General features: G+C 46.7%; 10 protein-coding genes. 5 read left to right on the top strand and 5 right to left on the bottom strand.

From position 1 onward, the window contains the following. Window positions 1-9 precede the first annotated feature (9 nt). From F0316_RS16820 to F0316_RS16805, 4 genes are all read left to right on the top strand, one after another. Window positions 10-1164 (top strand): methyl-accepting chemotaxis protein, encoded by a 1155-nt coding sequence (locus tag F0316_RS16820; protein WP_001891101.1) that lies wholly within the window; start codon window positions 10-12, stop codon window positions 1162-1164. A 9-nt stretch (window positions 1165-1173) separates the two neighbouring features. Then, window positions 1174-1473, top strand: a complete 300-nt coding sequence (locus F0316_RS16815; RefSeq protein ID WP_000110728.1) for an STAS domain-containing protein — start codon at window positions 1174-1176, stop codon at window positions 1471-1473. 32 nt (window positions 1474-1505) lie between these two features. Continuing rightward, on the top strand, window positions 1506-3203 hold the full coding sequence (locus F0316_RS16810) for an ATP-binding SpoIIE family protein phosphatase (RefSeq protein ID WP_000634467.1): 1698 nt from the start codon (window positions 1506-1508) through the stop codon (window positions 3201-3203). 258 nt (window positions 3204-3461) lie between these two features. Further along, window positions 3462-5132 carry a DUF342 domain-containing protein gene (locus F0316_RS16805; protein WP_149560746.1) on the top strand — a complete coding sequence of 557 codons (1671 nt, stop codon included), beginning with the start codon at window positions 3462-3464 and terminating at the stop codon, window positions 5130-5132. Between the two features lie 134 nt (window positions 5133-5266). On the opposite strand, the gene F0316_RS16800 is transcribed toward F0316_RS16805, so the two are convergent. Genes F0316_RS16800 through F0316_RS16785 form a run of 4 tightly spaced genes read right to left on the bottom strand, consistent with a single transcriptional unit; the run spans window position 5267 to window position 11374 of the window. Next, complete coding sequence (locus tag F0316_RS16800) at window positions 5267-7381, bottom strand: type I secretion system permease/ATPase (protein WP_001154355.1); 2115 nt, start codon at window positions 7379-7381, stop codon at window positions 5267-5269. 14 nt (window positions 7382-7395) lie between these two features. Beyond that, window positions 7396-9306 carry a bifunctional diguanylate cyclase/phosphodiesterase gene (locus tag F0316_RS16795; RefSeq protein ID WP_000177439.1) on the bottom strand — a complete coding sequence of 637 codons (1911 nt, stop codon included), beginning with the start codon at window positions 9304-9306 and terminating at the stop codon, window positions 7396-7398. 5 nt (window positions 9307-9311) lie between these two features. Continuing rightward, window positions 9312-9974 (bottom strand): transglutaminase-like cysteine peptidase, encoded by a 663-nt coding sequence (locus F0316_RS16790; RefSeq protein ID WP_000832895.1) that lies wholly within the window; start codon window positions 9972-9974, stop codon window positions 9312-9314. A gap of 8 nt (window positions 9975-9982) precedes the next feature. Then, complete coding sequence (locus tag F0316_RS16785) at window positions 9983-11374, bottom strand: HlyD family type I secretion periplasmic adaptor subunit (protein ID WP_000071265.1); 1392 nt, start codon at window positions 11372-11374, stop codon at window positions 9983-9985. Window positions 11375-11597: 223 nt separating this feature from the next. Between F0316_RS16785 and pdxH the strand changes: the two genes are divergently transcribed. After that, entirely contained in the window at window positions 11598-12233 is a 636-nt protein-coding gene (gene pdxH, locus F0316_RS16780; RefSeq protein ID WP_000365909.1) for a pyridoxamine 5'-phosphate oxidase, read from the top strand. A gap of 28 nt (window positions 12234-12261) precedes the next feature. On the opposite strand, the gene F0316_RS16775 is transcribed toward pdxH, so the two are convergent. After that, the gene (locus F0316_RS16775; RefSeq protein WP_001132600.1) at window positions 12262-13002 is read right to left on the bottom strand and encodes a helix-turn-helix transcriptional regulator; all 741 of its coding nucleotides are present in this window, start codon (window positions 13000-13002) and stop codon (window positions 12262-12264) included. Window positions 13003-13038 lie beyond the last annotated feature (36 nt).

The raw sequence follows: 13038 nt of genomic DNA, 5'->3' as shown, positions 1-13038 counted from the left end.
AGGTTTAGGATGATAACGAGAAAACACAAAATAACTGCGATACTGATTGGGCAAATACTCTTGCTGCTGGTGATTTTTCAGTTTGGGCAGATTTGGTGGTTAGGATTGATCGCTATCTGTATTGGATTACTGCCATGGTTGGCGGGGGGGGGCCCACAACCGAGTATCGTAACAGCTCAACCAACGGACGATGTCCGCTTATCTTCAGAGCAACAACAGGCTCTCAGCCTGCTTGAGCAGGTTTTAAAAGAAAACATTCAGCGTGTTGCAGAACCTTTAGAAAAACAGCGCCTTATAATCAATAGTTCAGCGGAGACGCTCAACAACAGTTTCTTTGGTTTGCAAAGAGTGAGTGAAGAGCAATCTTCAGTCTCCACTCAACTAGTGGACAACTTAATGGCCAACCAAGGCAGTGAGTTTGATCTGATGCAGGTGTTACCGAAGACCGAAGCGATCATTCAGCAGTTTGTGCAAATCTTGGTGGATGTGTCAGAAAAAAGTATCTCTGCCGTACACAGCATTCACGATATGTCGCAAAAGCTGGATATGGTTTTTAAACTGCTGAATCAAGTGCGCAGCTTGTCTGAGCAGACCAATTTACTGGCGCTAAACGCCGCCATTGAAGCGGCGCGAGCGGGCGAGGCTGGACGCGGTTTTGCCGTAGTGGCACAAGAAGTCCGTAATCTCTCTATTCAGGCCGCTAATTTGAATACGCAGATTGAAACAGAAATGAAAGTCGCCCAAGACACGGTGGATATCGCAAATCGTACAGTGGGTGAAATGGCCTCATTCGATATGACTCAAGCCATTGAATCTAAGGAAAAAGTGGACTACATGCTGCGTGGTGTCCAGCAACTGAATACCGAGATAGAACAAGAAGTGAATAAACTTCAACGGCTAGGTCAACAGCTCACTCAACAAGTTCGTGAAGGTACTCGAGCATTGCAATTTACGGACATAGTCTATCAACAAGGCGAGTATGCATTGGGCTCAATCACCTTTTTACAAGAAGCGTCCGGCTTACTGAAAGCGGTACAATCTAATTCACGTAATGTACAGCAACTTATTGAAAATATTGAGGCATTACAAGAACGCTCACGTAACCGTGGGGGATTGGCTGCTAATCAGCACAGCATAGATGAAGGCGAAGTTGAGTTATTTTAGGAGATCACCATGAGTGTGCATACGGACATCGATAGTCACAATAAACACATTACCATTTCGATTGAAGGTGCTTTTTGCTTCAACCTTGTCCACGATTTTCGTGCAAGTTATGCCAAACGGCATGATCACCGATTCACCATAGATTTACGCAAAGTCGACTATATCGATAGTGCTGGGCTTGGCATGTTGCTCAATATGCAGAAATACCTTGAGCAAGCGGACGGCGCGATTCGGATTGTCAATGTCTTACCTCAGGTAAGAAAAATCCTCCTGATATCGCGCTTTAATAAGAAATTCGATATCGAATAAATCGCTCATAAGGAGAGATAGCGGTGAGAGTAATGATAGTGGATGACCACGGTACTAACCGTGAATTGTGCCGATTTATCTTGGCGCACATCGCATCACACATAGACACTTTTGAAGATGGGCAGCAAGCGATTGATGCAATGCGTGAAATGGAAATCCTGCCCGATGTGATCCTGCTTGATGTGATGATGCCGATTAAAGACGGATTTGTTACCGCTAAAGAGATCCGCCAAGCGTTTGTGAAGCACCATATCCCGATCATTTTTCTAACGGTATTAGACGATCGCGATTCGTTTGAAAAGTGTTTGGCACTGGGGGATGATTTCATCCTAAAACCGGTTGAGCGTAGCGTGCTCATTGCCAAAGTACAGGCACATTATCGCATTGTGAAGATGCACAATGAGGTTATGGAACAACGTGATGAGCTGCGCCATTTCCGTGAGCAAGTTCAGTATGATTACGCGATTTCAGAATCGATTTTCACTAATTTGATGGAAGAAATGTGCCATCAAGTTGAGCACATTTTCGGGATCCATTACATCTCTACACCATCGACTATTTTTAATGGCGATTTGATTGTGGTCGCGAATCGGCCTCACGGCGGAGTCTATGTGATGATTGCAGATGCCACAGGTCACGGTTTACCTGCGGCGATCTCGACGATTCCCGCAACCCGAACTTTCTTTTCCACTGCACAAAAGGGTTTATCGCTGGGAGAGATGGTGATTGAGCTGAATCACTCTCTAGAGCGTTTTTTGCCCGTTGGAATGATGTTGGCTGCCAGCGTGTTTGAAGTTCGCGCTAATGGCTTTGAAATTTCTTGGTGGGGAGGTGGCTTACCTGAGGCATATTTACTTGATCATCATGGGAATATTGTGAGTCGTTTAATCTCCAACCATATGCCGCTTGGGGTATTGCCTTCCAATGAATTTGAAGCGGATGTGCAGCATTTCAAACTAGAGCCTAACCAAAAGCTGGTCTGCTATACCGATGGCATTATCGAAGCGATGAACGAACAAGGAGAGTACTTTGGCCAAGAGCGTCTTGAACACGTTCTCACAAAGGCCTATTCCGAGGCTTTGATTCCGACGTTGTATGATGCGGTAAAAAAATTTTCTAATCGGGGCAAAGGGGATGATCTCTCTATCTTGACCATGACGTTCCCCATCACCAACAGTAACTCGAGCGATAAAGCCTTACCTAAGGTGGTATTGAGCTGCATCCCCCTACAGACAGAATTGCATTTCCCAGCCGATGTTCTGCGTAAAATTTCCCTGATGAATGAAGTACGCCGTTTTTTAACCGGGATTGTCAGCGGTGGTGAGGATCTCGACTTACTCTGTTCAGTACTTTCAGAACTCTTTGCCAATGCCATAGAGCACGGGCTATTGGAGCTCGATTCCTCGTTGAAAGAAACACCGGACGGTTTTTTTGAATTCTATCAGTTACGTGATAAACGATTGAAAACCTTACCCGAATACCATTGGCTAATCCTCAAAGTCAATTATCAACCTGATAAGCAGCGTATCGAAATCGATTTAGAACACAGTGGTAAAGGGTTTGATTGCCAAGCATTAAAGGACGCAAGCAATCAGAAAAGCTATGGGCGAGGTATTCTTCTTGCGACCCAGTTGTGTGAGTCCTTGGAATACTCGAATCAAGGCCGCCGAGTGACTGCAGTATACTCCTTCGCTCGCAAAGATACGCTGCAGTATTCTCTGCCTAGCTGACGTTATTATTTTGTTGGCATGGCTTACTGACCTTTGCCGTACGGTTTACAGTGTAAACGGCGGCTCGTTGACGATTTCGCGGGCGAAAAAAGGTGCCCGTTTTCTCATCTACACCCTTCCGCTTAGTTTATAAATGACTCTTTTTGGTGATTTACAGAGTGACCTAAGCCTGAATTTGCAGGCTGCGTAGTTTAGCTATCTGTATTCTTCTTATACACTCAATTCATGGATATTCTGTACCGTAAAAGATAAAGCGTTATGTGGAAAGAGATACTCGAACTCACGCCAGATAGACAGAAAGTGATTGCAAAATTAGGTGCACAAGGTGCCGCTAAGGAGCTCAATCGCAGCGAACTGCCTATGGTGTTGGCACAAATTGGAGCGGGTAAACTGTTCATATTGGATGAGGAAGTCACTCGTTTTATCAATTGTGTGAAAGAAAGTAAGCGCGCTGCGTTTGAAGGTATCGTGATTGCTGAAGTGCGTAACTCGACGGTTTCTGTTGTGCTTGGTGAGAAAGAAATGCTAGCCAGCATGGTCGTCACTGGAGCTTATGGCGGACGCGGTCTACGCGGTAATGAACTGGTTCATGCTCTAGCACAAGCCAGCGTGCTGAAAGGAATTAACAAACTGGCATTGAAAAAAGTACTACTGGTGAGTGGCCAATTAAAACCCGGTGAGGTGTTTACTCAGCCTGTCGCTCGTGGCAAGGAGCCCATTCAAGGGCGTGATACTCAATTTGTTCCATTAGTCGAAGACGTCTCGAAGCGCGTGCTGCGCCCTCAGCAGAAAGCGGGTGAAAATAAACTCGATATGCGCAACTTAGGAGAAACCATCACGGTTGGTGAAAATGATCCTGTGATGCGCCGTTTGCCTGCGACCAAAGGCGAGATGGGTTACACCGTTCAGGGCAAACCTATCCCACCTAAGCCTGGTAAAGAATCCGCTTTGGTGGCGGGTAAAGGTACTCATATTTCTCCCAATGATCCTAATTTATTGCTCGCCAGCCAAGCGGGTATGCCCCTTATTAAAAAGAACACCATAGAAGTGGACAGTGCGCTTTGCCTAAATCATGTCAGTGTGGCCACTGGGCATATCCGCTTTAAAGGTAATGTCGTGATTGCTGGGGATATTGAACCGGGCATGATCGTTCGCGCTACAGGGTCGATTACGGTTGGCGGTTTTATTGAATCTGCTAACGTTCAAGCACAAGGCGATATAGACGTCGGTAAAGGCATCATCGGACACATGGTGACGGATGATGAAGAGCGCAGCTGCGTGGTGAAATCTGGCGGCAGTATTCGCGCTAACTACGCGCAGTATGTTGAGTTACAAGCGGCGGATTCTATCCATCTTGGCGTACACAGCATTGGCAATATTATCCGTTGCGGAAATGATTTGACGGTGCTCGACAGTAAAATGACCCAAGGCACACTCAGTGCAGGAAACGCCAAAGTGGGTGGGAAAGTGCTCTGCTTTAATCTCGGTGTGGAGGGCGACACGGCGACTCATGTTGAGGCTTTTGCGCGTTACCAAAGTTATAAAGAGAGAATCAACAAACACAAAGAGCTTTATAAGCAAGCTCAAGACACGACAATGGCGTTGATTCGGCGTGAAATCGAGTTTAAAAAACGTCCGAAAGCAGAACGTAGCGATGAAGAAGCTCAAGAAATAGAAACCGCGAAAGCAGACGCGTCGACCCAGATGGAAAAAATCAAACTTGCTTTGGATATGCTCAATGAAGAGTTTGAGCAGCAGCTATTGGAAAATACGGTGGAAGCGAAAAATAAAGTATTTACCCATGTCACGATTCAGTTTGGTGATGAGAAAGTGCTGACCAAGCGAGAACACGGCGCCTCGATTTTCAAATTTAACCAATACGAAATTAAGCTCTCTTCACTATTGGAAGCGGAAGATATTGGTATTTAAGTCCGCTAACGGAAGCGGAGTCGTGCAATCTGTCTGTGGAGTAATAAATCTGCGGAATAATAAAAAAGGGAACGTTAAGTTCCCTTTTTCATCGCTAAACCGTGTGAGAGGCACGTCTATTGAATGACACCAAACTATTGCACTGCGCGTACATTACCTTGGCGCAGATCATTCAGCACTTCGTGCTTTGGACCATCGGCAATAATGCAGCCTTTCTCCATCACAATAACGCGGTCAACCACATCCAGCATCGAGGTTTTGTGGGTGATAAGGATCAGCGTCTCACTTGGCTTGAGTTGGCTAAGTTGTTGCTTAATGTGCATTTCTGAGCGGTTATCCATCGCGCTGGTGGGTTCATCCATCAGTAAGACGGGAGGGCGGCCAAGGAAAGCGCGCGCAATCGACACAGATTGACGTTGACCACCCGAGAGCAGCATACCCCCTTCCCCCACTTGGCGTTCTAGACCCGCAGGATCTTGTTGAGTAAAGACCGTAACACCCGCTCGGTTGGCCGCATCCATTACCTCACGATCATCGGAAAGTGGGCGACCGAGCGTAATGTTGTCGCGGATCGAGCCATAAAACAGCACACTGTCTTGCGGTACACAGCCAATATTGCGGCGAATATCGATGTGATGCAGCTGTGAGATATCCGTATCATCAATTCGCACATGCCCTTCAGTTGGCTTGTACAGGCCCATGATCAAGCGCTCAAGCGTGGTTTTACCCGAACCAATTCGACCAATAATCGCCACTTTTTCACCCGGATGGATGGTAAGACTTAAATCACGGACGGAGGCGATAGGTGAATTTGGATAATGGAAAGTCACGCGGTCCAGCTCAATCTTGCCTTGAATGATGGGACGATGGATATAGCGTTTGCCTTCCTCCTGTTCATCAGGCATCGACATCACTTGTTCAATGATAGTCATAGAAGATTTGGCTTGGTTGTAACGGGTTGAAAGCAGTGAGAGCTGTACTAAGGGGCCAATCGCACGGCCACTGAGCATCGTTGCGGCAATCAGTCCACCCATGGTCAGGTCACCGTTGGAAATCAGGTAGACCCCGACAATGATCATGCCGATATTGGCTGCTTGCTGCACAAAACCGGCGGTGTTTTGAATACTATCGGTGATACGGCGACTTTTAATGTTCCAATTCGCCATGTGCGCTACGGCTTCTTCCCAGCGGTACTGGAATTGTCCTTGCGCGCCAAACAGCTTCACCGTTTCTAGTCCTGCTAAGCTTTCGATGAGGTTGGCGTACTTTTGTGAGGCGAGTCTTGAGCCTTCTTCAATTGCCCGTTTTAAGCGGCTTTGAATGAGAAATGAGTAAATCACCAAAATCAGGACACCGATCACAGGCACCCACACCAAATGTCCAGCCATTAACCAGATCAACACTAAAAAGAGCAGGGCGAATGGCAGATCAATCAGTGAAGAAATCGTCGCGGATGTAAAAAATTCACGAATCGATTCAAACTCTTGCAAATGGCGAGCAAAAGCACCAACCGAAGGTGGGCGAGCCTCCATGCGGATGCCCATCACTTTACTAAACAGTTTGGAAGAGATCAGAATGTCCGATTTTTTTCCTGCGACATCAATGAAGTAGCTGCGCAGCATTTTAAATACGAAATCGAACAAAAAGATCACTAAGATGCCGCTAGAGAGCACCCACAAGGTTTCAAAAGCCAAATTGGGGACGACTTTGTCGTACACAATCCGTGAAAACATCGGCGCTGCAACGGCAAACAAGTTAATCAGTAGTGACGCGATCAACACATCGCGATAAATATGCTTGGATTTATAGATGGTGCTCCAAAACCAGTGCCCATCTCTGGGTTTCAGGACTTCTGGTGAGCGTTCATCAAAGCGAAACTGCTTTTTGACCATAAAGTAACGGCCAATATACATCGCTTCTAAATCACTGAGCGAGTAAGCGACGGGGACTAACCCCGACTCTGCGGTAACAATTTCAGCCTCTTGCGTTTCCTGATTGATACTATTGAGTACGCAGGCCTCACCGCCTTTGAGCAGCAATACCACAGGAAACACCAGATGAGGAATTTGGTCTAACGGCGCGCGGTTTTCTTTTGCGATCAGCCCAGCTCTTTCCGCCGAGCGAGGAAACAGAAAAGGCGTGAGCTTGCCGTCAGCCAACGGTAAGCCGTTGATCAGTGCTTCAGGAGAATTCGCTAAACCATAATAACGGCTTACGTACACCAGCGAATTGAGTAACGTATCTTGCATGCCTCTGACCTTGGTTACTTATCAACAATGAAGCCTTGGAAGACTTCGATGAAATGTTCTGAAAGAAAATCGAGCTGAGTCTGTGTTTCAACCCGTGATGCGATGGTGGTGATCCCTAAGTTATGCGCGGTGCGCGAGATTGAGGTCAGGGTAAATTTCTGGCGTTCATCATCCAAATGGTGAGTAAACAGATAATCCAGTTTGACGTATTTAGGACGGAACTCGTTGATGTAGTCGAGAGATTGGAAATTACGTCCGTAGTTGTCTACCCCAAAGTCCGCCCCTGCATTGCGTACTGCGTTACAAAATAGCGCAGTGTAATGCGGTTCATTGACGAAACAGCCTTCTGGGATCTCAAAATGCAGTAAGTTGGCCACAGAAAGATGCTTGCTTAAGGTTTGGCTGATCCAACGGATAAAGCTCGGTTGAGAGATACTGCCTTGTGCGATGTTGATCGCGAGTGGATCGGTCAGTTCGCCTTTTTCAAGCTGTTGAATCACTCGTTCAATCACGTACTGATCGAAGATATGGCTAGCATTGAGCTGTTCAAGGGCAAACAAGAATTGGTTTGCCGTGTAACGCACGCCGTCTTTCTCAAACGCAGAAAAGACCTCGCGATGGAATGTTTTTCCCCAACTGCTGTTGGCGGCTTGGTAGCGGAAAGTAAACCAGTCGTTATGGATTGCCTCTTCGACCAGAGTTTTCCACTGCTGTTTGCCCAAGATGATTTTATCAGTATCACTGCTAATAAAGCCGTAGTTCAGCTCAGGATTGGATTTCGCTTTAGCCAACGCATTATCCAGCAGGGACAAGAGCGTTGTGGTGCTGGATTGACGCTTATTGCTTACCACGCCAAGCGATAAATTGGCTTTCGCCATACCAGTAGGATCAGGGTTAATGTCGTCCACACAAGTGATGATGCTCTCTGCCACGATTTTGAGCTCAGTTTCATCCATGTTAGGCATGATGATACCGAACTCGTAAGTGGAGATACGAGCGATAGAGATATCCTTGATGGTGATGGAGTTTTTAAGGCGATCCGCCAGTTCGCGCACCATGCCATCACCGGCTTCATAGCCCTTCTCTTCATAAAGCTCTTTGATGAATTCAGCTTGTAGGATGGCTACACCACCGATGCCGCTTTCAGAGAGCCAGCCACTCAATTGGCTCATGTAGTATGCTCGGTTGCCAAGATGAGAAACAGGGTCAAGATAAGCACGTTCACGCAGTTGCTGCGCCTCTTTGGCTTGGGCTTTAAACGCTTTCTCGACCTGTTCAGACATCTTATTGATGCCATCTACTACATAAATCAGATCTCGAGTGTTGGGGCGCGGTAGAGGCTCACCAAATTGGTTGTTAGCAACCTGCTCCATTTTGTTGACGATGAGTTGTAGTGGTCTTAGAGAGCGCTTCAAAATGAAGGCGACGGCAAACATACCAATCACTAAGATCGCCAAAAACGCGATACTTAAACGAATTAATGCTTTCCAGAGTTGAGCGTAAGCCGCACCAGGATGGCTGACGATTTCTACTTCCGCCAATTGCATCCAACCACTGGTTACAACACGCCGATCATGGATGGGCTCAAACAGATTTAACTGAGTAAACCAAGCCGGCACATTATTGGGTTGGATAGGGTATGAGCGCAGGATTTCCGTGCCGTCATCGAGAAAAATCAGACGTACGATTGAGTAGCTACTGCCATCAAACAGCGCATTGATGACTGACTCTACCGCAATGGTGTCTTTCTTCTCCAGATAAGGCGCTAAAGCCAAACCCACCGTATTGATGGTGTTGTTGACCTCAGAACGTTGTTGTTGTTCAAGACTGTTGCGAGTGGTGTTGAATTCGATAGTAAAAACCGAAATCAACAACAGAATAAACACCGCAATCATCCCTGCGACTAGTTGTTTGTATAGCGTCATAGTGCCTACTCATCATAGCTAACTAGAGGTTTATTTAATTTCAGTGAGCGCTCTCGTGCTCTTAAATCATTCCATAAACTGAGTCTCGAAGAGTCCCCAGCCAATTGACCGTTATTCGATTTCATTAACCACAAATTTTTACCGTTAAAGCTGTAAATCGGCAGTAGATCTTTACGTTTCGACGCAGGTTTAATTTGTGGGTTGATATTATCCAAAATCACTGGCTCGGCACTCGGAGTGGAGTAATACGCCAACACCATATGAAATTGATTTAACTCAATGGCTTTAACATACACGAGACGAAGTTTCTTATCTGATACACCGAGTTCTAACAGCGAGAAATACTTCGCAATTGTGAAATCTTCACAGTCTCCCGCGTTGCTACCGAGAAATTCTAATGGTGTCGCCCAGTAGTCTTTCGAGCCCCATAGGTGAATATCGTTGACAAAGTTGAGCTGATTAAAAAAGGCATTCACTTCTTTTAATTGCTCTTGCTCTGATGCGGGAGCGAGCTCAGCCATTTTGCGACGCCATGTTTCGACGCGTTTGCCTGCTCGCTGGCCATACGTTGCCTTCACCGCATCTACCCACTGTTGCTCTTTGCTTGTGAGCGCTAGCGAGAGTGAGGAGGCACAGATAGCCAGAGACAGCACAATCCAACGTTTCATAGGACGGGCTATTCCCTCAGCGCATTGCTTTGCGCACTTAAAATCGGTTTCAGCAGATAATCTAATACAGTTCTTTTACCGGTAATAATGTCGACAGAAGCGGTCATTCCCGGAATGATCGGCAAATTTTGATCATGCCCGAGAGTGGTTTCTTTAGTGCGTACGCGAACCAAATAGAAACTATTACCTTCCTCATCCTGTGTAGTGTCCGCACTGATGTGTTCGAGCGTGCCTTCTAAGCCACCATAGCGCGTGAAATCATAAGCACTAAATTTCACAATAGCTGGCAGATCTGGGCGCAGAAAGGCGATGTCTTGCGGCGCAATTTGAGCCTCGACCAATAGAGTGTCTTCAGTCGGTACGATTTCGATGATGTTCATTCCCGGTTGAATCACCCCACCTACCGTGTTCACATAAAGGGTTTTTACGGTGCCTGTTACGGGGGAAACCACTACCGTACGGTTCACTTTATCCTCGAGGCCGACCGCCGATTCAGTGAGAGATGAGAGCTTATCTTGCGCTTGGTTGAGTTTATCTTGCTGCTCAGTTCGGAATTTTTGCGCGGCATTAATTCGACTGAGCATCGCTTCACGGACCGCGGATTTGAGTACGGGAATTTTTAGCTCAGTGGAGGTTAACTCTCGGCGAGTATCATTCAACTGGCGCTGTAGTTTCAGCAGTTCAATTCTCGGGACTACGCCTTCGTTGGCGAGAGGCTCAGTGATGTCGAGTTCTTTTTTCGCGTAATCATAACTTTGGCGAAGGTTGATGATTCGCGCTTCGGCTTCAATCAAATCTTGCTGTTTCTGCTTGATTTGTTGAGAGAGAACGGACAATTGGTTGCGCAGGTTATCGAGATCTTGGCGATATTGATCTCGTTGGCGTTCAACCAAATCTGGCTGGCTGTCACTCAATACGGGAGGGAAAGCAAGCTTGCTGTAATCAAGTTGTACGCTATTTGTCCAGTTCTTCTCTTCAAAATTCTCATCGATAATGACGCTTGAAATGGAAGCAGAAAGTTGTAGAACACTGGCGGTTAAGTTTGCAACTTGCTGCTCGCGCTCGCGAAAATCGGAGCGAAAGCGTGTGTCGTCGATCAAAATAAGCTGTTGGCCTTTTTGGACTTGCTCACCTTCACGGACGAGGATCTGCTTGACCAGTCCCCCTTCCAAGTTTTGGATCACTTGCACTTGTGAGGAGGGAACCACTTTACCTTGGCCGACCGTGACTTTATCGATTTCTGCCCATGACGCCCAAGCAATCGCTAGAATAAAAAATGCCACCATGACCCAGAGAATGATTCGTGCGCTGTGCGGCGTATTGAGTAGCAGTGCGGCGGTTTTATCGTCCACATAGTCTAATTCTTCGGCGGTGAGCTTGTTATAACTGCGATTGCTCATGAGTGGTTCCTGTTCACACCATTGGTAGTTGGTTGATTTTATTACGTGGGCCAATAATTGTTAAGGATATGCTATCTGCGGCGAAAGGCCTATTCAGCATTTTAATAAATTACTTAATTTTTAGAATTTGTGATCTTATTTTGTCGGCCTTGGCATCACTTTGCTCGCTTGAGTTATCAGCGGGATAGGCGCACAATCGGGCAAAAATCAGTGAGGAGCAGAAATGGATCTTTCAGATATTCGCCGCGAATACATTCATGGTGGTCTAAGAAGAAAAGATTTGCAGGCCAACCCAATTGACCAGTTCAATCTTTGGTTGCAGCAAGCAATTGACGCCAACTTGTCCGACCCAACCGCAATGACGGTTGCGACGGTAGATGAACACGGGCAACCTTTTCAGCGTATCGTGCTACTGAAAAATGTCGATGATGCCGGTTTTGTGTTTTACACCAACTTGGGAAGCCGCAAAGCGCAGCATATTGCGCACAATAACAAAATTAGCCTCCATTTCCCTTGGCATCCGCTAGAACGTCAAGTGCATATCACAGGTGTGGCGGAAAAACTGACCGCCATGGAAAACATGAAGTATTTCATGTCGCGCCCGAAAGAGAGCCAGATAGCAGCAATCGCTAGCCACCAAAGTAGCCGAATCTCTGCTCGTGGAGTATTGGAAGGCAAGTATCTTGAGCTTAAGCAGAAGTTTGCAAACGGTGAAATTCCTGTGCCTAGCTTCTGGGGCGGTTACCGCATCAAACCGGAAAGTCTGGAATTTTGGCAGGGTGGTGAACATCGTCTGCATGATCGCTTCTTGTATTCGCGGCAAGATGACAATTGGACAGTCGATAGACTGGCGCCATAAGCCCAATCAATCAGCTTGACGTTGTTGCTTACTGGGCGACAACGTCAACTTTTTTTGGGATCGTGTGATCGCTCAGCACAACGGAAAGTTGCTTTCTAAGCAAGGTTTTCGGGATGACTGAGCCGAATCCCCGATCTAAAGCAAGGTCAATCAGTTGGTCTTTGCTCAATGCCCCAAATTTACTGCGTAGTTTGGCCTCATACCCTTCCACCGTTTTAATCGAAATCCCCATTACTCGTGCAATGTGTTGCGGCTTTTTACCATACAAGAGCAAAAATAGGACTTCAGATTCACGTGCGGTCAGTTTCAAGGTATCGCGATCGGCGACCGATTTAAATGTGGTGGAGGTGGATAACCCAGTTGCTCGGCAGACCCAATGACCAACTTCAAGAATCGCAGTGTCGGTTAAATCTTGCCCGAAGAAAATGGTGCCTTGGATCTTGCCTTGGCTATCACGCCACGGTGTCTTGGTAAAAATATGCGCATGCCAGTGGCCATCAGGGTAAGGATGAATATCGAGCACTTTGACGGAATGCCCCGTTTCAATCACATAGCGATCTTGCTGTTGAAATTCGGCAGCACAAGCTGCTGTTGGGCTAGGCATTTCAAAATCGGTGCGCCCGATGCAATCTTCAGCGCGCTTTAAGCCGATCAATTCGCCATAGGCTTGGTTGGCATACACAAAAACCGAGTTTAAGTCCTTGCATCCCCAATAACCGGGTAATTGTTTGAATAAAGAAATCTGCTCTAATGTCAGATGGTTAGGCACGCCATATCCTCCACTGGAAATGCGGCGATATGATAC

This window comes from Vibrio cholerae (assembly GCF_008369605.1).
In the GTDB taxonomy this organism is placed as follows: Bacteria; Pseudomonadota; Gammaproteobacteria; order Enterobacterales; family Vibrionaceae; genus Vibrio; species Vibrio cholerae.
This window is presented reverse-complemented; position numbering and strand designations above follow the sequence as displayed.